General features: G+C 72.2%; 18 protein-coding genes. 5 read left to right on the top strand and 13 right to left on the bottom strand.

Annotated features, from left to right (window positions below):
* Positions 1-41 precede the first annotated feature (41 nt).
* The 4 genes from ACOTKD_RS27505 to ACOTKD_RS27490 all read right to left on the bottom strand — a co-directional run bounded on the left by ACOTKD_RS27505 (position 42) and on the right by ACOTKD_RS27490 (position 3,551).
* Complete coding sequence (locus tag ACOTKD_RS27505) at positions 42-962, bottom strand: carbohydrate ABC transporter permease (protein WP_424891910.1); 921 nt, start codon at positions 960-962, stop codon at positions 42-44.
* Positions 959-2,269, bottom strand: a complete 1,311-nt coding sequence (locus ACOTKD_RS27500) for an extracellular solute-binding protein (RefSeq protein WP_424891670.1) — start codon at positions 2,267-2,269, stop codon at positions 959-961. Before ACOTKD_RS27500 ends, ACOTKD_RS27505 begins: the two co-directional genes overlap by 4 nt.
* Positions 2,270-2,513: 244 nt before the next feature.
* Positions 2,514-2,807, bottom strand: a complete 294-nt coding sequence (locus tag ACOTKD_RS27495; protein WP_078660579.1) for a DUF3039 domain-containing protein — start codon at positions 2,805-2,807, stop codon at positions 2,514-2,516.
* Between the two features lie 147 nt (positions 2,808-2,954).
* Complete coding sequence (locus ACOTKD_RS27490) at positions 2,955-3,551, bottom strand: YqgE/AlgH family protein (RefSeq protein ID WP_424891669.1); 597 nt, start codon at positions 3,549-3,551, stop codon at positions 2,955-2,957.
* A 228-nt stretch (positions 3,552-3,779) separates the two neighbouring features.
* Here ACOTKD_RS27490 and murA point away from each other — a divergent pair, with 228 nt between their 5' ends.
* Positions 3,780-5,120: a UDP-N-acetylglucosamine 1-carboxyvinyltransferase gene (gene murA / locus ACOTKD_RS27485; RefSeq protein WP_424891668.1), complete on the top strand. Its 1,341-nt coding sequence runs from the start codon at positions 3,780-3,782 to the stop codon at positions 5,118-5,120.
* 191 nt (positions 5,121-5,311) lie between these two features.
* On the opposite strand, the gene ACOTKD_RS27480 is transcribed toward murA, so the two are convergent.
* The 4 genes from ACOTKD_RS27480 to ACOTKD_RS27465 all read right to left on the bottom strand — a co-directional run bounded on the left by ACOTKD_RS27480 (position 5,312) and on the right by ACOTKD_RS27465 (position 9,861).
* A complete protein-coding gene (locus ACOTKD_RS27480; RefSeq protein ID WP_004951951.1) occupies positions 5,312-5,593 on the bottom strand; it encodes an HU family DNA-binding protein in 282 nt (93 codons plus the stop codon).
* 273 nt (positions 5,594-5,866) lie between these two features.
* Positions 5,867-7,300 carry an NAD-dependent malic enzyme gene (locus tag ACOTKD_RS27475; RefSeq protein WP_424891667.1) on the bottom strand — a complete coding sequence of 478 codons (1,434 nt, stop codon included), beginning with the start codon at positions 7,298-7,300 and terminating at the stop codon, positions 5,867-5,869.
* A 57-nt stretch (positions 7,301-7,357) separates the two neighbouring features.
* A complete protein-coding gene (aspA, locus tag ACOTKD_RS27470; protein WP_424891666.1) occupies positions 7,358-8,806 on the bottom strand; it encodes an aspartate ammonia-lyase in 1,449 nt (482 codons plus the stop codon).
* A gap of 59 nt (positions 8,807-8,865) precedes the next feature.
* The gene (locus tag ACOTKD_RS27465; RefSeq protein WP_424891665.1) at positions 8,866-9,861 is read right to left on the bottom strand and encodes an asparaginase; all 996 of its coding nucleotides are present in this window, start codon (positions 9,859-9,861) and stop codon (positions 8,866-8,868) included.
* Between the two features lie 140 nt (positions 9,862-10,001).
* Here ACOTKD_RS27465 and ACOTKD_RS27460 point away from each other — a divergent pair, with 140 nt between their 5' ends.
* The gene (locus ACOTKD_RS27460) at positions 10,002-10,457 is read left to right on the top strand and encodes an Lrp/AsnC family transcriptional regulator (protein WP_359106993.1); all 456 of its coding nucleotides are present in this window, start codon (positions 10,002-10,004) and stop codon (positions 10,455-10,457) included.
* A gap of 39 nt (positions 10,458-10,496) precedes the next feature.
* On the opposite strand, the gene ACOTKD_RS27455 is transcribed toward ACOTKD_RS27460, so the two are convergent.
* Entirely contained in the window at positions 10,497-11,495 is a 999-nt protein-coding gene (locus ACOTKD_RS27455; protein WP_424891664.1) for a hypothetical protein, read from the bottom strand.
* A gap of 173 nt (positions 11,496-11,668) precedes the next feature.
* On the opposite strand from ACOTKD_RS27455, the gene ACOTKD_RS27450 reads away from it, so the two are divergent.
* Both ACOTKD_RS27450 and ACOTKD_RS27445 read left to right on the top strand, forming a co-directional pair.
* Entirely contained in the window at positions 11,669-12,178 is a 510-nt protein-coding gene (locus tag ACOTKD_RS27450) for a TOBE domain-containing protein (RefSeq protein ID WP_424891909.1), read from the top strand.
* Positions 12,179-12,256: 78 nt separating this feature from the next.
* Positions 12,257-13,714, top strand: a complete 1,458-nt coding sequence (locus ACOTKD_RS27445; protein WP_424891663.1) for a flotillin family protein — start codon at positions 12,257-12,259, stop codon at positions 13,712-13,714.
* Between the two features lie 39 nt (positions 13,715-13,753).
* On the opposite strand, the gene ACOTKD_RS27440 is transcribed toward ACOTKD_RS27445, so the two are convergent.
* Genes ACOTKD_RS27440 through ACOTKD_RS27430 form a run of 3 tightly spaced genes read right to left on the bottom strand, consistent with a single transcriptional unit; the run spans position 13,754 to position 17,363 of the window.
* Positions 13,754-14,821 carry a PucR family transcriptional regulator gene (locus ACOTKD_RS27440; protein ID WP_424891662.1) on the bottom strand — a complete coding sequence of 356 codons (1,068 nt, stop codon included), beginning with the start codon at positions 14,819-14,821 and terminating at the stop codon, positions 13,754-13,756.
* Between the two features lie 55 nt (positions 14,822-14,876).
* Positions 14,877-16,721, bottom strand: coding sequence for an SMI1/KNR4 family protein (locus ACOTKD_RS27435; protein ID WP_424891661.1), 1,845 nt, complete (start codon positions 16,719-16,721; stop codon positions 14,877-14,879).
* 45 nt (positions 16,722-16,766) lie between these two features.
* Positions 16,767-17,363, bottom strand: coding sequence for an HD domain-containing protein (locus ACOTKD_RS27430; protein WP_424891660.1), 597 nt, complete (start codon positions 17,361-17,363; stop codon positions 16,767-16,769).
* A gap of 178 nt (positions 17,364-17,541) precedes the next feature.
* On the opposite strand from ACOTKD_RS27430, the gene dacB reads away from it, so the two are divergent.
* Positions 17,542-19,125: a D-alanyl-D-alanine carboxypeptidase/D-alanyl-D-alanine endopeptidase gene (gene dacB / locus ACOTKD_RS27425; protein ID WP_424891659.1), complete on the top strand. Its 1,584-nt coding sequence runs from the start codon at positions 17,542-17,544 to the stop codon at positions 19,123-19,125.
* 23 nt (positions 19,126-19,148) lie between these two features.
* Here the strand turns inward: dacB and ACOTKD_RS27420 are convergent, their stop codons facing one another.
* Complete coding sequence (locus ACOTKD_RS27420) at positions 19,149-19,289, bottom strand: SDR family oxidoreductase (protein ID WP_424891658.1); 141 nt, start codon at positions 19,287-19,289, stop codon at positions 19,149-19,151.
* Between the last annotated feature and the right edge of the window lie 12 nt (positions 19,290-19,301).

The following is a 19,301-nucleotide window of genomic DNA, read 5'->3' as shown; positions in this document are numbered from 1 at the left end:
CCCCTCCCCCAGTCGTCTCGTATCTCCTCTCGTATCCCCTCTCATATCTCCTCCCCCTGTCTCCGCAGCAGCCGCAGGTACGCGAGCGTGACGGCCAGCAGGATCAGCAGCATCACCACGCCGATCGCCGAGCCCAGGCTGTACTGCGAGGAGGCGAACGCCTTCTGGTAGGCGTAGACGTTCAGGGTCAGGTTCTGCCCGGCGATCCCGCCGCCGTTGGTCATGACGTAGATCTGCGTGAACACCTTGAAGTCCCAGATGACCGACTGGATGGTGACGACGACCAGGATCGGCCGCAGCATGGGCGCCGTGACCGCGCGCCAGGTGCGCCACTGCGAGGCGCCGTCCAGGGCGGCGGCCTCCAGGACCTCGGCGGGGACGGCCCGGATGCCCGCGTAGACGGTCACCATGACGAAGGGGAACGAGCACCAGACGACTTCGAGGAGGACGAGCGCGAAGGCGCTGTAGCGGTCGTACGTCCACGAGTAGCCGTCGAAGCCGCTCATACCGAGCCGGGTGAGGACCTTGTCCACAGGCCCGAAGTCGGGGTCGAAGAGGAAGAGCCAGACCGTCGAGCCGGTGACGGCCGGCGTGGCCCAGGCGCCGAGCGCCGCGGTCATCAGGGCGAGGCGGGGCAGGGCGCGGACGCGGGTGAGGAGCACGGCGAGCGCGCAGCCGGTGGCGAGGGTGGCGAGCACGCAGGCCGCCGCGAAGACGACGGTGGTGGCGAGCACCTCCCGGAACTGACCGTCGCGGAAGAGCGCGGCGTAGTTGCCGAAGCCCTGGAAGGAGGTCGGGCGGCCGCCGCTGACCTGGGCCTGGGTGTACTCCAGGAAGGAGATGAGCCCGAGCTGGTAGACGGGGTAGAGCAGCAGGCCCCCGAGGAGGACGAGGGCGGGGGCGAGGTAGAGCCAGGGCGTCCAGCGGCCGTGGGTGCGCATCGTGCCGGCCCCCGCCCTCAGCCCGCGGCCCGGAAGGCGCTGTTCATCTTCTTCGCCGCGGCCGAGGCCGCCGCGTCCACGCTCCTGCGGCCGCTCACGATCTCCTGGAACATGACCGGCAGCACCTGTCCCGCGTCGATGGCGCCCCACGCGGGGGTCACGGGCACGAAGGCCGCGCCCGCGGCGAGCGTCCTCACGAAGGGTTCGACGTAGGGCTGTCTGCGGGCCGCCTCGCGGCGCACGTCCGTGTACGTGGGCAGGAAGCCCATGGCGTCGAAGAGCTCGGACTGGGTGCGCTTGCCGGTGAGGGTCCGCATCAGCTCGACGGCGAGCGTGCGGTGGGAACTGCTCTTGAGGACCCCGATGTTGTTCCCGCCCGCGAACGCGGGGGCGATGCTGCCCTCCTGGGCGCCGGGCAGCGGGACGACCGCGTACCGGCCCCCGGCCTTGCCGTTCTCGACGGCCCGGTGGCTGAAGTCCCCGCCGATGGCCATGGCCGCCCTGCCGGAGGCGAACGCCTCGACGGTGGCGTTGCCGCCCAGCTGCGCGCACTTGGCGGGCGGGCAGTTGTGCTCGCCGAAGAGGGCGGTGTAGGCGGCGATGCCCCGCTTCGCCGCCTCGCTGTCGACGGCCGCGGTGTACTTCCTGCCCTTCTTCTCCGCTATCGCACCGCCGTTGGCCCACAGGAAGGGCAGGGCGCCGTACGTGTACGAGCCGCCGACCACGAGCCCGTAGAGCTCCGGCCGCTCCCGGTGGATGCGGCGGGCGGTCTCCGCGAGCTCGGCCTGGGTGCGCGGCGGGCGCAGGCCGAGCTCGCGGAAGACGTCCGTGCGGTAGTAGAGGGCGCGGACACCGACGAACAGCGGGGCGCCGTAGACCTTCCCGTCCACGGTGACGGAGCGGCGGGCGGCGGGATCGGTGTCCTGCGCCTCGGGCCAGGCGGCGAAGTCGGCGGTGACGTCGGCCAGTCCGCCGTCCCGGACGTAGCCGGCGGTGTCGGTGTTGCCGTACTCGATGACGTCGGGGGCGCTGCGGGGGTCGTTGAAGGCGGCTTTGATCCGCTGGGCGCGCGTCTCGACGGGGATGTAGGTGACGTCGACGCGGGCGCCGCGGTGCTCCCGGGCGAAGGCGGCGACGGCCTTGCCGACCACGGCCGCCTTGGGCCCGTTGTCGACCTCCCGGAAGAGCCAGACCCGCAGGCGACCCGTCCGCTCGTCACCCCCGGCTCCGCCCGCGGAGGTGGAGGGGGCGCAGGCGGTCAGGGCGGCGGCCACCAGGCCCGCCGCCACCAGAGCCACCACACCGGACGAGCGGCCGGACGGCGTCATGGGGATCCCTCCCGCGTGGCGTTGCAACATACGCAATGGGCGTTTCGCTCAGCACAACTGGCAGGAGACTAGGGGCGTGCCATGGCCCCGACAAGAGGTCTCCACCACTCTGTGATCGGCGAAAGCGCTCCGTGCAACGGCTTCGCGCAACGACCCGTGCGACGCAGACGGCCCCCGGGACGCGCCGGAGCGCGTCCCGGGGGCCGGGAAGGATGTGTGGCCTGCAGCGAGGAGGCCCCGGGGGCTACTTCTTGTCGCCGCCCTTGCCGCCCTTGTCCTTGTCCCCGCCGGCGCCCATGCCGTCGAAGATCTCCTTGCACATCGGACAGACCGGGTACTTCTTCGGGTCGCGCCCCGGGACCCAGACCTTGCCGCACAGGGCGACGACCGGGGAACCGGAGAGCGCGCTCTCCATGATCTTGTCCTTCTGGACGTAGTGGGCGTAGCGCTCGTGGTCGCCGTCGCCGTGCGACACCTGCGGCGTCGGCTCTACGAGGGTGCCGGTCCCTGCCCCGCGCTCGGGCTCAAGAGTGCTCATGGTCTCCAAGGGTACTGGGGTGCACCGCCGAGTTCCGATCCCCGGTCCGGTCGTTTCGCGCGCGGGCCGCACCCCTCCGCGGGGCGGATCCCCCGGACGGCGGCCCGGGAGGCTCCCGGGGGCCTCCGGGGCGGTTCAGCCTCCGGGTCAGTTCAGGCTGGGGTCGTCCGGATACGTGGCCACCATCGCCAGCTCGTTGCGCTGGCGGCGCAGCACCGCGCGCCACAGCTGCGACGGGTCGGGCGAGGAGACGTCGCCCGGCTCGGACTCCACCACGTACCACGCGCCCTCGACCAGCTCGTCCTCCAGCTGGCCCGGGCCCCAGCCGGCATAGCCGGCGAAGATCCGCAGCGAGCCGAGGGCGGCCGCGAGCAGCTCCGGCGGGGCCTCCAGGTCGACGAGGCCGATCGCGCCGTGGACGCGGCGCCAGCCGAGCGGGCCGTCGCCGACGACCGCCGAGGCGCCCGTCTTGTCGTGCCCCTCCCCCGGCACCACGGCCACGCCCAGCGCCGAGTCCAGCGAGACGGGGCCGCCCTGGAAGACCACGCCCGGCTCCCCGGCCAGCGCGGCCCAGGACTCCAGGATGTCGGCCACCCCGACGGGGGTCGGGCGGTTCAGGATCACTCCGAGGGAACCCTCCTCGTCGTGATCGAGCAGCAGCACCACCGCGCGGTCGAAATTCGGGTCAGCGAGCGCCGGTGTCGCGACAAGCAGCCGTCCTGTGAGCGAGGACACCTCGGACATGGGCACATGATCCCGCATTTCGGGCCCGTGCGGGGGGTGGACGCCCACTCCGGCAAGAAAGGGGCGCCCCGTGGCGCGCCGCCGATAACCGGTAGCGACCATTCCATTAACGGAGCGTGTTGTTGCAAAGCCATGACGGCCCGGAGCCCCCTCAGGCATGCAGGAGGGCCCCTGCGTCGCATTACCCTTTCTTCTTGCCCCCTGCCCAACTCCAGGAACGCGAGATCCATGACCGGCCCTGACGATGTCCTGCTTGTCCACGGCGGTACCCCGCTCGAGGGCGAGATCCGTGTCCGCGGCGCGAAGAACCTCGTGCCCAAGGCCATGGTCGCCGCCCTGCTCGGGCACGGCCCCAGCCGGCTGCGCAACGTCCCCGACATCCGCGACGTGCGCGTCGTGCGCGGACTGCTGCAGCTGCACGGCGTGACCGTCCGCCCCGGCGACGAGCCCGGCGAGCTGGTCCTCGACCCCACCTACGTGGAGAGCGCCAACGTCGCGGACATCGACGCGCACGCCGGCTCCTCGCGCATCCCGATCCTGCTGTGCGGCCCGCTGCTGCACCGGCTGGGCCACGCCTTCATCCCGGGCCTGGGCGGCTGCGACATCGGCGGCCGGCCGATCGACTTCCACTTCGAGGTGCTGCGCCAGTTCGGCGCGACCATCGAGAAGCGCGAGGGCGGCCAGTACCTGGAGGCCCCGCAGCGGCTGCGCGGCTGCAAGATCCGCCTGCCCTACCCGTCGGTCGGCGCGACCGAGCAGGTCCTGCTGACCGCCGTGCTGGCGGAGGGCGTCACGGAGCTGTCCAACGCCGCCGTGGAGCCGGAGATCGAGGACCTCATCTGCGTGCTGCAGAAGATGGGCGCGATCATCGCCATGGACACCGACCGGACCATCCGGATCACCGGTGTCGACAAGCTCGGCGGCTACAACCACCGCGCGCTCTCCGACCGCCTGGAGGCGGCCTCCTGGGCGTCCGCGGCGCTGGCCACCAAGGGCAACATCTACGTGCGCGGCGCGCAGCAGCGCTCGATGATGACCTTCCTCAACACCTACCGCAAGGTCGGCGGCGCCTTCGAGATCGACGACGAGGGCATCCGCTTCTGGCACCCGGGCGGCTCGCTCAACGCCATCGCGCTGGAGACGGACGTGCACCCCGGCTTCCAGACCGACTGGCAGCAGCCGCTGGTCGTGGCGCTGACGCAGGCGGCCGGTCTGTCCATCGTCCACGAGACGGTGTACGAGTCGCGCCTCGGCTTCACCTCCGCGCTGAACCAGATGGGTGCTCACATCCAGCTGTACCGCGAGTGCCTGGGCGGTTCCGCCTGCCGCTTCGGCCAGCGCAACTTCCTGCACTCGGCGGTCGTCTCCGGCCCGACGAAGCTGCAGGGCTCCGACATGGTCGTCCCGGACCTCCGCGGCGGCTTCTCGTACCTGATCGCGGCCCTGGCGGCCGAGGGCACCTCGCGGGTCCACGGCATCGACCTGATCAACCGCGGCTACGAGAACTTCATGCAGAAGCTGAAGGACCTCGGGGCGAACGTGGAAATGCCCGGCGGTACCACGGCCTGAGCGCCGCCCTTCTGACGGGGCGTAAGCGCCTGTACGAGCCATCCAAGGCCCGTACAGGCGCTTTCGTGCATCCGGGTGGCTCCAGGGCCCGTACGGGCCTCCGAGGGGCCGTACGGGCCCTGGAAAGCCCAAAGGGCGGGCACCCCGGCCGGGGTGCCCGCCCTCTCAGCGCTGAGCGCAGCGCTAAAGGCTTACTTGCCCTTGGCGGCTTCCTTGAGCTTGGAGCCCGCGGAGACCTTCACGCTGTAACCGGCAGCGATCTGGATCGGCTCACCCGTCTGCGGGTTGCGAGCGGTCCGAGCGGCACGGTGGGTGCGCTCGAAGGTCAGGAAGCCGGGGATGGTGACCTTCTCGTCGCCCTTGGCGACGACCTCGCCGACGGTCTCGGCGAGCGCGGCCAGAACGGCGTCGGCGTCCTTGCGGGTCACCTCGGCGCGGTCGGCCAGCGCGGCCACCAGCTCACTGCGGTTCATGTTGTACTCCCGTGTTCTTCTTGCCAATGAGGCGTGAGATCGAAGCCGATGCTGCCAGGGCCCTCGGACAGTCCCCGGACCCGGGTCCGTTGCCAGACCCTCGCGCCCGGTTACGCATCCTGCCCCCACCAGTGGCGGGAAAGCCAATCCGGCACCCTGGAGAGTCACACGGAAAGCGGCACAGCCTCGGATACAGCCGCATTTCTGCGGCCTGATTTCTGCCCGACACCTTAGGGGCAGGTCGCGGGCCCGAAGGCCCGCGACGCGCCGTCATCAGACGGTCGTGGTGCCCGTCACAGCCGCACCGGCGGCCTTCGCGGCCTCGCGGACCGCGCCCGCGACCGTCCCCGCGACCTTCTCGTTGAAGACGCTGGGGATGATGTAGTTCGCGTTGAGCTCGTCCTCGGTGACGACGTCGGCGAGGGCGCCGGCGGCCGCGAGCATCATGCCGGTGTCGACCGTGCGGGACTGCGCGTCGAGCAGGCCGCGGAAGACACCCGGGAAGACCAGCACGTTGTTGATCTGATTCGGGAAGTCCGAACGGCCCGTGGCCACCACCGCGGCCGTCCGCCGGGCCACGGCCGGGTCGACCTCGGGATCCGGGTTGGCCAGCGCGAACACGATCGCACCCTCCGCCATCGCCGCCACGTCATCGCCGCTGAGGACGTTGGGAGCCGAGACACCGATGAAGACGTCCGCGCCCCGCACGGCCTCCTTCAGCGTCCCCGTGATGCCCTCGGGGTTGGTGTTGTCCGCGATCCACCGCAACGCCGTCTCCGGGCCCGCATCCACCAGATCCGCACGACCGGCGTGGACCACGCCGTGGATGTCGGCGACGACGGCATGCTTGACACCGGCCGCCAGCAGCAGCTTCAGGATCGCCGTACCGGCCGCACCCGCACCCGACATGACGACCCGTACGTCACCGATCGCCTTACCCACCACCCGCAGCGCATTCGTCAGCGCCGCCAGCACCACGATCGCCGTACCGTGCTGATCGTCGTGGAAGACCGGGATGTCCAGGGCCTCGCGCAGCCGCGCCTCGATCTCGAAGCAGCGGGGGGCGGAGATGTCCTCCAGGTTGATGCCCGCGAACCCCGGCGCGATGGCCTTGACGATCTCCACGATCGCATCCGAGTCCTGCGTGTCCAGGCAGATCGGCCACGCGTCGATCCCCGCGAACCGCTTGAAGAGGGCCGCCTTGCCCTCCATCACCGGCAGCGCGGCCTTCGGCCCGATGTTGCCCAGACCCAGCACCGCGGAGCCGTCCGTGACCACCGCAACGCTGTTGCGCTTGATGGTCAGACGCCGCGCGTCCTCCGGGTTCTCCGCAATCGCCATGCAGACGCGGGCGACGCCGGGGGTGTAGATCATGGAGAGGTCGTCGCGGTTGCGGATGGGGTGCTTGGCCGCCATCTCGATCTTGCCGCCGAGGTGCATCAGGAACGTACGGTCCGAGACCTTGCCCAGCACCACACCCTCGATGCCGCGGAGCTTCTCCACGATCTCGTCGGCGTGCTCGGTGGACGTCGTCGCCATGGTGACGTCGATCCGGAGCTTCTCGTGGCCGGACGCGGTGACGTCCAGACCCGTCACGGAACCACCCGAGCTCTCCACTGCCGTGGTCAGCTCACTGACCGAGGTCCCGCTCGCGGGGACCTCCAGCCGGACCGTCATCGAGTACGAGACGCTGGGCGCCGTTGCCATGGGGTTACTTCTTCTTTCTCGGGTTGTGCGGGGTGTGGGCGGGTCGTGCGGGCTGTCTCAGGCGCTGACGGCCGTGGCGGTGGCCGTGGCCGTGCGCGTGTGGGGGCGGGCGAGGCTGTCCGGGTGGAGGATCTCCTGGAGCTGCTCCTGGGTGAGCAGGCCCTTGGCCAGGACCAGCTCGTGCACCGCGGCGCCCGTGGTGAGCGCTTCCTGCGCGACGGCGGTGGCCTGCTCGTAGCCGATGTACGGGTTGAGCGCGGTGGCCAGGCCGATGGACTGGCCGACGAGGCGGGCCAGGTGCTCGCGGTTGGCGGTGATGCCGGTGACGCACCGCTCGGCCAGGGTCAGGCAGCCGGCCCGGAGGTGGGTGAGGCTCTTGAGGAGGCTGTGGGCGATGACCGGCTCGAAGGCGTTGAGCTGGAGCTGGCCGCCCTCGGCGGCGAACGTGACCGTCACGTCGTTGCCGATGACCTCGAAGGCGATCTGGTTGACGACCTCGGGGATCACCGGGTTCACCTTGCCGGGCATGATGCTCGAACCCGCCTGGACGGGCGGCAGGTTGATCTCGGCGAGGCCGGCGCGCGGGCCGCAGGAGAGCAGGCGCAGGTCGTTGCAGGTCTTGGAGAGCTTGACCGCGATCCGCTTGAGTACGCCGGAGAGCTGGACGAACGCGCCCATGTCCTGTGTGGCTTCGACCAGGTCGCCGGCGACGGTGACCGGGACGCCGGTGATCTCGCCGAGGTGGCGGCAGGCGAGCTGCGGGTACTCGGGGTGGGCGTTGAGGCCGGTGCCGATGGCGGTGCCGCCGAGGTTGATCTCGCGCAGCAGGGCGCAGGCCTCGGCCAGGCGGGCCCGGTCCTCCTCCAGCATGACGGCGTAGGCGGCGAACTCCTGGCCCAGCGTCATCGGGACGGCGTCCTGCAGCTGGGTGCGGCCCATCTTCAGGACGTCCGCGAACTCCTCCGCCTTGGCGGCGAAGGCCTCGCGCAGCACGTCCATGGCCTCCAGCAGGCGGGCGGCGGCGAGCTGCAGCGAGAGGCGGACCGCGGTCGGGTAGACGTCGTTGGTGCTCTGCCCGGCGTTGACGTCCTCCAGCGGGTGCAGGTGCTTGTACTCGCCCTTGGCGTGGCCGAGGAGCTCCAGCGCCCGGTTGGCGATGACCTCGTTGGCGTTCATGTTGCTGGAGGTGCCGGCGCCGCCCTGGATGACGTCGACGACGAAGTGGTCGTGCCACTGCCCGGCCCGGACCTCCTCGCAGGCCCGCACGATCGCGTCCACCTTGCGGCCGTCGAGCAGGCCCAGGTCGCGGTTGGCGAGGGCGGCGGCCTGCTTGACGGAGGCGAGGGCGGTGACGAGGTCGGGGTAGGCGGAGATGGGCGTCCCGGTGATGGGGAAGTTCTCCACGGCGCGCAGGGTGTGGACGCCGTAGTACGCGGCGGCGGGGACGTCGCGGTCGCCGAGGAGGTCGTGCTCGGTGCGGGAGGGGCCGGTGACGGAGGCCGACATGGGGGGATCCGATCGGGTGCGGTGCGAGGGAGGAGTGGGGGATTTTCAGGCGGGGATGCTCAGGCGGCGGCCGGGGTGCCGACGAGGCCGCGCAGCGCGTGCGTCCGCGCGGCCGTGTCCGCGGCGGTGAGCGCGGCGCTGAGGACGGCGATGCGGGCCTGCCCGGCGCGGAGCGTGCCGGTCAGGACGGCGCCGGCGGCGGCGAGGTCCACGGCGCCGCCCTGGGTGTAGATCTCGGCGACGGGGCCGGCCGGGACGCGGGTGGTGAGGGCGACGAGCACGCCGCGGGCGACGGCCGCCTCGACGGCGGCGACGACCTCGGGGGTCGCGTTGCCCGCGCCGGTCGCGACGAGGACGATGCCCTGCGCGCCCGCCGCGACGGCGGCGTTGAACAGCAGCGGGTCCGCGTCGCAGTGGTGCATGACCATGTCGACGCGGGGGAGGTCCTCGCCGGTGGCCGGCAGGGGGAGCGGCGCCGGGCGCTCGGGCCGCCCGTGGACGAGGACGCGGCCGTCCTTGATGTCCGCGACGGGGCTGCCGGAGGGGTCGGCGAACGCGTCGGCGGCCAGGGTCTGCACCTTGATCGTGCCGCGGGCGGCGTGTATCCGGCCGTCGAAGGCGACCAGGACGCCGTGGTCGCGCAGCGCGGCCGAGCTCGCCGCCAGCAGGGCGTCGTGGAGGTTGCGCGGGCCGTCGCCGTCGGCGGCTTCCAGCGGGAGCTGGGCGCCGGTGAAGACGACCGGGCGGGGGTCGTCGTGGTGGAGGTCGAGCAGGAAGGCCGACTCCTCCAGGGTGTCCGTGCCGTGCGTGACCACGATGCCGTCGACGGCGGGGTCGGCCAGCACCTCGTGCACGGTCCGCAGCAGGGCGAGCTGGTCGCGGCTGGTCAGGCGGGCGCTGTTCACGCTCATCAGGTCGACGACCCGCACGGAGACGCCCTCGGGCACGGCGGCCGTGGCCAGGACGTCCCCGCCCCGCGCGTCGGCGGCGAAGCCGGAACCCTGCCAGCGGCTGGCGATCGTTCCGCCGGTGCTGATGACGACGACCTGTCCCACGTGTGCCCGCCCTTCTCAAGATCAGTACGGCCGTCCACGGGGGCGTGTCGACCGGGCAGGGGAACAATAGGACGAATCGCGCGCAATTGGATCGCTGAAATGAGCCGGACCGGCCGAGAAGTGTGGTGGATAATTGCGTGATGGACCGCATCGACAGAAATATCTTGCGCGAGCTCCAGGCGGACGGCCGCCTGACCATCCAGGAGCTCGCCCATCGCGTCGGTCTGACGCCGTCCCCGTGCATGCGCCGCGTCCGGCAGCTGGAGCAGGACGGAGTGATCCAGGGCTACCGGGCGGTCATCGACCCCGAGGCCGTCGGCCGGAGCTTCGAGGTGCTCGTCTCCATCGAGGTCAAGCGCGACCGCGAGGCGGTGGAGGCGTTCGAGGCGGCCCTCCAGGACATTCCCGACGTCATCGAGGCCTACCGCCTCTTCGGCAGCCCCGGCTGCCTGCTCCGCATCGCGGTCGCGGACCTCGCCGCGTACGAGCGGCTGTGGATCGAACGCCTCACCACGCTGTCGGGCATCACCGAGGTGAACTCGCAGATCATCATGAAGCGTGTGAAGGAGCCGAAGGGGCTCCCGGTCGGGCCGTGAGCCGGGCACGGGGAGTGCCTGCCGGCCCCTCCCCGGCTTTCAGCCGACCGTCACACGCACGATCCGGCCCGACGCCTCGACGACGAACAGCGCGTGCCCGGTGTCGTGGGCGCCGAAGCCGCGCGGAATCCGGACGCTGGTGGGCATGCGGAGGCCGGTCACCAGGGTGCAGGAGCGGCCGGTGGCGGGGTCGATCCGGATGAGTTCACCGTCGCGGAAGGACGCGACGACCAGGCTGCCGTTGAACTCGGTGAGGTCGTCGAGGAACTTGCTGTCGAGCAGGTTCGAGCTGAGGCGGGTGACCGTGGCGTGGTGCGCCGGGTCGTTCAGGGGGACGCGGATGACCGGGGACGAGGTGTTCGTGAGGACGCTCACGTACAGCTGGTCGCCGACGATCTCCAGGCCGTTGGTGCCGAAGATGTCCGCGCCGCGCGTCCACTCCTCGTCCTTCGTCCCGTCGGGACGGATCTTCAGGATGCCCGTGGCCAGCTCGCGGCTGACGTAGAGGTTGCCTTCCGTGTCGACGGCCAGGCCGTTGATCCCGGACAGGCCGTCCACGACCTTCTCCGGCTTCGGTACGGCGGCGGCGGGGTCGAAGCGCACGATGCCGCCGTGCGGCGTCAGCGGGTTGACGCCGTAGTTGACGTACATCATCCCGTCCGGGCCGCGCCGGATGCCGCCGGGCCCGCTCAGCGGGAAGCTCGCCCGGAGCGTGCCGTCGGGGGCGTACCCCTCGACCCGGTGCTGGGTGACGTGCGAGACCCAGAGGGTGCCCCGGCCGTCGAACTCCAGGTTCTCCCGCCAGTCGAGCAGCGGTATGCCGCCCTTGTGGAAGACCGACACGCTCGTCCGCTCCCCGCACGCCTCAAGGCGCTCGGGGGCCTGCGCGCCGGCCGCCGCCGCGGGTGACGCGGTGCCGCCGACCGCCAGCGCGGCCGTCACCCCTGCCGCGCAGAGCGTCCTGCGGATGCGCCTCATCACCGTCACCATCGCCATCACCGTCGTCTCCCTGGCCAACTCGCGGCACTCGTACGCCATTTGACCGGAAGTCTAGAGAGTCCGATCAGTGACTTTCCCTAGTGATCGGGGCTGCAAGGAGAGGGCGTTAAAAAGTCGTAAAGATTGCCGGAACCAGGCAATGTGTGCTGCCCCGGTGTGCTGACACGATGCCGTCGTCCAGCGAGGTTGTCGGTCAGGCGTGCGAGGTGCTCATGGGCTTGTTTCTCGGTCTCGGCATCGGGGGGATCGCCCTCCTGATCCTCTCGCTGGTGTTCGACGGGGTACTGGAGAGCGCGCTCGACGGTGCCCTCGGCGGACTGTTCGACGGGTGGCTGTCGCTCCCGGTGATCGCGGGCTTCGTCTCGATGCTCGGCTTCACGGGGGCGATCGTGCTCGGGTCCACCGGGCTCGGCGCGGGAGCGGCGGCCGCCGCGGGGGCCGCCGCGGGCGCGGGCGCCGGCTGGCTGACGTACCGGTTCAGCCGGGCCCTCGTCCGCGGCGGCAGCCCCGCCGCCCCCACGAAGGACGACCTCGTCGGGGTCGCCGGCACCGTGGTGACCGCCGTTCCGGCCGGCGGCTACGGCGAGGTCCTGCTCCGCCTGGCCGGCCAGCCGGTGAAGTACGCCGCCAGGGCGGACGGGCCGCTGGCCCGGGGCGCCGAGGTGTGGGTGACCGCCGCCCCGTCGTCCACCTCGGTGACCGTGCGCGCGGTCGAACGCTGAGCGCGCCACCGGGCGCCGTTCTTTTCGTCATGCCAGTACGACCTGCCGTCCCCCGGGCGGCAGGAGAGGAGATTCTCCATGAGCCCAGTCGTCACCGCGGTCGTAGGAGTGGTGGTGCTCCTCGTCCTCCTCGCACTGGTCGTCGTCACCCGCTACAAGGTCGCCGGCCCCAGCGAGGCGTTCATCATCACCGGCCGGCGCGGCAAGAAGTCCACGGACCCGCAGACCGGGCAGGTGTTCACCGACAACAGCGGCCAGAAGGTCGTGGTCGGCGGCGGCGTGTTCGTCGTCCCGTTCGTCCAGCAGCGGTACGTGCTCGACCTCTCCAGCCGGCACATCCCCGTCGCCGTCCGCGGCGCGGTGACCCTGCGCGGCATCAAGGCCCACCTGGAGGGCGTCGCGATCGTCAAGGTCGGCGGCACCGAGGACGCCATCCGCGCCGCGGCACAGCGCTTCCTCCAGCAGCAGGGCGGCATCGTCGGCTTCACCCAGGAAGTGCTCTCCGGCGCCCTGCGGTCCATCGTCGGCCGCATGTCCGTCGAGGACATCATCCGCGACCGCGCCGCGTTCGCCGGGCAGGTCGCCGAGGAGGCCGAGGCCAGCCTGTCCGGGCAGGGCCTCGTCCTCGACGCCTTCCAGATCCAGGACATCACCACCGAGGGCAGCTACCTGGAGGACCTCGGCCGGCCCGAGGCCGCCCGCGCCATGCAGGAGGCCGACATCGCCGAGGCCAACGCCCGCCAGGCGGCCGAACAGGCCCGGCTGAAGGCCGAGGAGGAGATCGCGGTCGCGCAGCGGACCCTGTACCTGCGGCAGGCGGAGATCAAGGCCGAGACCGACGCGGCCGCGGCCCAGGCCAACGCCGCCGGCCCGCTGGCCGAGGCCGACCGCCAGCAGCAGATCCTCGTCGAGCAGGAGAAGGTCGCCGAGCGCCAGGCCGCCCTGACCGACCGCCAGCTCGACACGCAGGTCCGCAAGCCCGCCGACGCCAAGCGGTACGAGGCGGAGCAGGAGGCGGAGGCCAAGCGCGTCGCCCGGGTCAAGCAGGCGGAGGCCGAGCGGCTGGCGGCGATCGCCGCGGCCGAAGCCGTCGCCGTCGAGGGCGCCAAGCAGGGCGAGGCCGAGCGCGCCCGGCGCGTGGCCATCGCGGACGCCGTCCGCCAGGAGGGCGAGGCGGAGGCCGCGGCCATCGCCGCCAAGGGCGCCGCCGAGGCCGAGGCCATGAACAAGAAGGCCGACGCCTTCGAGCGCTACGGCGACGCCGCCGTCCTGCAGATGCTCGTCGAGGTGCTGCCCCAGGTCGTCGGCAAGGCGGCCGAACCGCTCGGCGCCATCGACAAGCTCACCGTCATCTCCACCGACGGCGCCGGCAAACTGCCCCGCACCGTGGCCGACAACGTCGCCCAGGGCATGGAGCTCATCGGCTCCACCACGGGCGTCGACCTCACCCGCCTCCTGAAGGGCCTGACCGCGGACCAGCCCGAACGCAACGCAGCGGCGGCCCCGTCGAACGGCAGGATCCCGGTCACCGACTAGCCGGGACCGCTGGTCGGGACCACTGGTCGGGACCGCTGGTCAGGATTGCGCCGGCCAGTCCAGGAGCCGGGCCCCGATCACGGCGGTCTGCAGCGTGTAGCGCTGCGCGGGGTCGGCCGGGTCGCAGCCGGTCAGCACCTGGATCCGCCGGAGCCGGTAGGTCAGGGCCCGCACGCTCAGCGACAGCGTGCGGGCCGCCTCCGCGGACACGCACCCCGCGTCGAAGTAGGCGGTCAGCGTCTCCAGCAGCGGCACGGCCCCGCCGCGCGCCTGCCGCAACGGCTCCAGCGTCGTGTGCACCAGATCCGCCAGCGCCTGCCGGTCCCGGGCCAGCACCGGGAAGACCAGCAGGTCGGAAGCCTTCAGCACGGGCTCGTCGAAGCCCATCCGCGCCGCGAGCTCCAGGGTCGAGAGGGCCTCCTCGTAGGAGTGCGCGACGCCCCCGCCGCCGCCCTTGGCCCTGCCGACGGCTATTCGCCCGCCTGCGCTGATCGCCGCGTACGCCTGCTTGGCGAAGTACGTCAGCACATCGGTCTGGTCGCCGGGCGCGATGCAGATGATCCGGCCGTCCTTGGTGGTGATGAGGATGTTCCGGCTGCCGAACCGGCCGACGAGGGACGCGCCGACCCGCCGGGTCACGGGGTGGAAGTCGTCGTACGGCTCGGCCCCCTCGGCCACGGCCACCGCGTACGCGTGGGAGAGCAGCAGCCCGAACCGCTCGGCCCGCTCCGCCAGCCGCCCGAGGTGGCTGCGGCCGTGCAGCAGGTCGTCGACGAACTCCCGCCGGTCCGCCTCCTCCTGGCGCGCGGCCAGCCGCTGAGCCCGCTCGTACCCCTCCGCGAACGCGTCGATCGCCAGCTCCGCCGCACCGAGCACACGGTCGACGTCGGCGGGGGAAGTGCGCCCCGCGGGCCAGTGCCGCCGCGTGGCCGCGAGGTGGGCCGCCACACAGGAACGCAGCGACAGCCCGGCCTCCGCCGCCTGCTCACCACTCGCGCGCCGGGCCCCGACCCGCGCCCGGTCCGGCCGCCGGCCCGTACCGGCCGCATCGGTCAGGATCTCCTCGTACCCGTCCAGGTACGCCTCCGGCCCCGTCCTCGCTTCCACGCGTGATCTCCCCTTAGACGCTCTTTGCCCCCTATTTACGCATAGGGGCCGGCGGTCACCCCCAGCGCACGACCACGTACGTCTCGCCGGGCCCCGGCGGCCGTGTCCACGACCGGGTCGTGAACCGGTGCAGACGGCAGTCCTGCGAGGTCAGCGCGTAGCGCGGCAGCGAGACACCGAACTCGGCGGCGATCGCCTCCAGCACCCGGCGCTCGCCCGCCCGTCCTGCGAGAGCGGGATCCGGGTCCAGCGCCGGCGGTACGGCCCCGCTGCGCACGACCTCCCCACCGTCGACCGTGAACGCGTACGACTCCTCCCCGTTCTCCGCCACGGACAGATGGAAGGCCGGAGAGGCGCGGTGCGGACCGGCGGGAACGCTCCACACCACCACGGCCCGGGTGCCACGGGACGCGGCCGCGGCCGGGGAGACGAAGCGCTCCGCGTCGAAGCCCCGGGTGGTGCCGTCGAAGGCGAAGCTCCACCCCTGCGCGGCGCGGCCGACGGAGACCAGGGGTTTGTCGTCGTACGTCGAGCTCTGTCCGCGGCCGTGGACCAGCTGGTCGGCATCCCAGTCCGTCATCGGCTCGTGCAGGACCGTGTCCGCGTCCGCCCCGAGACGCGCGGGCAGCCCGGCCGGATCCGGGTCCTCCACCAGCACGAAGCGGTACCCCTCGCTCATGCGCAGGCCCCTGGGTTCCCAGTCGGCCAGCCAGGCCAGCCCGCCGGGGTCCAGCCCCTTCGCCACGGGGCCGGGGCCCGCTGCGGCCCGGGGCCCTCGCGGCACGGCCAGCAACTCCCGCCCGCGCTCCGCCGTCACCAGCGGACCGAGCAAGGAGTCCCGGAGCAGGCCGAAGGGGGCGAGATGCGTGGGGTCCAGCGGCTGCCACGAGGGCAGGGCGACGAGCAGTGTGCTCCACGCCGCGTCCGTATCGCCCCAGCGCGCCAGTTCCCGGGCCTCCTCGACGGCCGCGCCGAAGGCTCCGGGCGTGGTGTAACGGAAGGGCGCCTCCCTGGTCCGGAGCGGCCCCACGTACAGCGGGTGCACTCTGGTGTGACGGCCGCTTGCGCCGCCGTCCGCCGGTGCGGGCGGTATTTCCAGGGCCTGTACTTCTGCCGACAGGCCGTATGCCATTCCGGGCGACTGGCCTTCCTTCAGCAGGAGCCGGATCTGCCCCAGCAGCGCCCCGGCCCGGGGCCTGCCGAACGCCTCCGGTTCCGCAAGGGCCGCCTCGGCCCGCTCGTACTCCCCGCCCAGCGCCGCCTGCCAGGCTTCCTCGACCACCGCGTCCAGCGCCCGGGTCGTGGCGTTGACGAACCCGTTCTCTGCGGGGGAATGAGCCCGGAGACAGTGGAACTGGCGGTACATGGCCTCCATGAATGCACGGAACGACGCGTACCGTTCAGGCGGGCCGGCCGCCCAGACCTTGTAGCAGTAGACGGCCCATTCACCGTCGCCGGACACGGCCTGCGGGTCCATCAGGACGTACGTGGAGTCGGACTCCACGTCCAGTTGCAGCGAGCGGCTCCACATGCCGACCTCTGCGAGCTCCTCGGGTGAGGGGTCCTCCCTCAGGTAGCTCCGGAACTCCGCCCCGAAGCCGGTCTCGTCCTCGTACCACTGCGCGTTCCCGGTGCCGGCGAGGAGCCCGACGAAGCCTCCGGCGTTCCGCCAGCCGTCGCTGACCTCCAGGAACGCCCGGTACGACGGCGGGAGCCGGCGACCGAGGCGCTCCTCAAGGGCCTCGATCCGCGCGCCGGAAGCAGGGGCGAAGCCCAGCCACCGGGCCCGCTGCGCCGCCTCGTCCTCATCCGTCGGAGCGTCGTCGGGGTCGCACGCGTCCGCCCACTCCTCGCTCCACCGCACGAGAAAGGACCGCCAGTCGAAGGTCGTGTCAGCCATGACCGCGATGGTCGCACCCACCACTGACAACGCCCCGTGGCGCCGCTAGGTCAGGGCGTGACCGTAGGCGGCCGCCAAGCCGGTCAGGTCCGGATCGCCGAAGGCCTTGCGCAGACCGGTGAACGTCTCGGCCTTGTCGTGGCCGAAGCGCCGGACCCGGGCGGCGTACGTGTCGGCGGCGACGAAGCGCGGGGGCGAGCTCTTGCTGTGGAACTTGTCCGCGTACATCACGAGCTTCTCCTCCCGCGTGACCGCCAGGTAGTCCGCGGCGGGCAGGGGGAGCCGGCGGCACAGCACGTCGTGCCGGGTCAGGCCCATGCCCACGTGGCAGGAGCAGAACCGGCAGATCTCCTCGGGCAGCCCCTCGGCCCTCAGGAGTTCGTGCCCCAGCACTCCGTGCCGGACGTAGCCGGTGAGGTCGGCCCTCCCCGTGTCGTCGTAGAGGCGGTAGACGCCGATGTCGTGCAGGAGACAGCCGGCGCGCACCAGATCGCGGTCGGTGCCGTCGGGGGACGCGTCCAGGACTTGTTCGGCGATCCTCCAGACGATCTCGCAGTGGGTGCGGACCAGTTCCAGCGCCTCGGGTGACGGTGCGTGCCGCTCGTGCAGGGCGCGGATGTCTTCCGTGGACGGAATCCTCATTCCGTCAGGGTAGCCACGCCGGGAGCCGGATCGGCGGTCCCGGATCGGCCGGAAGGCCCCTTCCGGGGGCTCGTGGAGGTGAAGGGCGCTGACGGGACGTTCCGTGGGGAGCCGCGCGCGGTACGGGTGGCGCTGCCGGTGCTGCGCCGGTTGCCGACGGACGTGGAGCGGGTGCGCGATGAGGGGCTTCGGGTGGCGGGCACGGGTCGGCGTCGCCGTCGCGGCCGTCACGGTGGTGGCGTCCGCCGTCCCCGCGGCGGCCGGCAAGGGCGACGGGCCGGGCGCGGACATCGTGGCGATCACGAAGAAGCACCGGTACGCGCACGCCCGGTGGGGCCTGCTGGAGGTCGACGAGAAGGGCCGTACGCTGCGGTCGGGGAACGCGGGCGAGTTCTTCATCCCCGGTTCCGCGGCCAAGCTGTTCAGCGTCTCCGGCACGTGGCGGACCCTCGGCGGCGGCCACCGCTTCACCACGCCGGTGCTCGCGGTCGGCCGCCGGCACGGCGGCGAGCTGGACGGCCGGCTGGAGCTCGTCGCGCAGGGGGACCTCAGCCTCGGCGGCCGGACGGGGCCGCACGGGACGCTGGAGTACACCGACATCGACCACATCTACGCCAACGACATTCCCGGCGCGACCCTGACCCCGCAGAACCCGCTGGCGGGAATCGACGAGCTGGCCCGCCAGGTGCGGCGGTCCGGCATCACCGACGTCCGCGGGGACGTCGTCGTCGACTCCCGGCTCTTCACCTCGTCCCCCGGCCTGGACCCGGCGCCCACCCCGCTGATCGTCAACGACAACCTCGTCGACCTGCTCACCACCCCGACGTCGGCCGGGCGCCCCGCGCGGCTCACCTGGCGCCCGCACGTCGCCCCGTACCGCGTCGAGTCGCACGTACGGACCGTCCGGCGGGGCGGCACCACGGACATCGACGTCGCCGCCTCGCCCGACGGCACCCGCATCACCCTCACCGGGACGATCGCCGCCGGCGCGAAGCCCGTGCTGCGCGTGTCCCAGGTGCGCGACCCCGACGCCTTCGGGCGGACGGCCCTCGTCGAGGCGCTCGGCCGCGCGGGCGTGACCGTCCACGCGCCCGTGACCGGGCCCAATCCGTCCGGTCTGCTGCGGGGGCCGGCCGGACGGGGGCAGCGGGTCGCGGCGTACGTGTCCCCGCCGTACGCCGAGTACGCCGAGGTCATCCTCAAGGTCAGCCACAACCTCGGGGCCAACCTGGGCATCTGCCTGATGGCCGTGCACACCGGCAGCCACCGCTGCGAGGCCGGGTTCGGGCCGCTCACCGCCTTCGTCCGCAAGGCCGGGGTGGACCCGCGGCAGGTGCAGCTCCTGGACGGCCGCGGCGGCAACCCGGTGGACCGCATCACCTCGGCGGCGTTCTCCCGGCTGCTGAGGTTCTGGGAGCACACCCCCGAGGCGGCCCGCTTCCGCCGGGCCCTGCCGATCCTGGGCGTGGACGGCTCACTCGCCGGCTCCTGCACCAGGCCGGCGTCCTGCCCGGCCCACGGCAAGGTCTTCGCCAAGCCCGGCACGGTCGCGGGCTTCGACGCCGTCAACAACCGCCTGGCCGTGGGCGGTCAGACCCTGGCCGGCTACCTGGACGCCGGCCACGGTCGCCGCCACACCTTCTTCATCGGCGTCAACGGGGCGTCCGCACCCGACATCGAGGGCGTTCTCGCCATCGGGGAAGACCTCAACCGGATCGCCGCCCTGCTGCAGGAGCGGGCTGCCGGACGCAGCCGGATGTGACCGGTGCCGGACCGGCTGTGCCGTCACAAAGCGGCTGTCATCCCGCCGTCGCAGCGGAAAGCGGAACCGGTGAGATAGGACGCCCGGTCCGAACACAGGAAGGCCGCCAACTCCCCTATCTCCTCCGGTGCGCCGTACCTTACGCGGTTTGCGATCCAAGGCAATGCCGGCCGTTA

This window comes from Streptomyces sp. XH2 (assembly GCF_049725035.1).
Lineage (GTDB): Bacteria > Actinomycetota > Actinomycetes > Streptomycetales > Streptomycetaceae > Streptomyces > Streptomyces roseoverticillatus.
The sequence above is the reverse complement of the archived record's forward strand: the minus strand, read 5'-3'. Positions and strand labels throughout refer to the sequence as shown.

What these genes read in the sequence shown, in the direction of transcription:
- ACOTKD_RS27500 (WP_424891670.1), bottom strand. Translation starts at nt 2,269, where the DNA reads ATGACGCCGTCCGGCCGCTCGTCCGGTGTGGTGGCTCTGGTGGCGGCG.
- ACOTKD_RS27495 (WP_078660579.1), bottom strand. Translation starts at nt 2,807, where the DNA reads ATGAGCACTCTTGAGCCCGAGCGCGGGGCAGGGACCGGCACCCTCGTA.
- ACOTKD_RS27490 (WP_424891669.1), bottom strand. Translation starts at nt 3,551, where the DNA reads ATGTCCGAGGTGTCCTCGCTCACAGGACGGCTGCTTGTCGCGACACCG.
- murA (WP_424891668.1), top strand. Translation starts at nt 3,780, where the DNA reads ATGACCGGCCCTGACGATGTCCTGCTTGTCCACGGCGGTACCCCGCTC.
- ACOTKD_RS27480 (WP_004951951.1), bottom strand. Translation starts at nt 5,593, where the DNA reads ATGAACCGCAGTGAGCTGGTGGCCGCGCTGGCCGACCGCGCCGAGGTG.
- ACOTKD_RS27475 (WP_424891667.1), bottom strand. Translation starts at nt 7,300, where the DNA reads ATGGCAACGGCGCCCAGCGTCTCGTACTCGATGACGGTCCGGCTGGAG.
- aspA (WP_424891666.1), bottom strand. Translation starts at nt 8,806, where the DNA reads ATGTCGGCCTCCGTCACCGGCCCCTCCCGCACCGAGCACGACCTCCTC.
- ACOTKD_RS27460 (WP_359106993.1), top strand. Translation starts at nt 10,002, where the DNA reads ATGGACCGCATCGACAGAAATATCTTGCGCGAGCTCCAGGCGGACGGC.
- ACOTKD_RS27455 (WP_424891664.1), bottom strand. Translation starts at nt 11,495, where the DNA reads ATGGCGTACGAGTGCCGCGAGTTGGCCAGGGAGACGACGGTGATGGCG.
- ACOTKD_RS27450 (WP_424891909.1), top strand. Translation starts at nt 11,669, where the DNA reads ATGGGCTTGTTTCTCGGTCTCGGCATCGGGGGGATCGCCCTCCTGATC.
- ACOTKD_RS27445 (WP_424891663.1), top strand. Translation starts at nt 12,257, where the DNA reads ATGAGCCCAGTCGTCACCGCGGTCGTAGGAGTGGTGGTGCTCCTCGTC.
- ACOTKD_RS27435 (WP_424891661.1), bottom strand. Translation starts at nt 16,721, where the DNA reads ATGGCTGACACGACCTTCGACTGGCGGTCCTTTCTCGTGCGGTGGAGC.
- ACOTKD_RS27430 (WP_424891660.1), bottom strand. Translation starts at nt 17,363, where the DNA reads ATGAGGATTCCGTCCACGGAAGACATCCGCGCCCTGCACGAGCGGCAC.
- dacB (WP_424891659.1), top strand. Translation starts at nt 17,542, where the DNA reads ATGAGGGGCTTCGGGTGGCGGGCACGGGTCGGCGTCGCCGTCGCGGCC.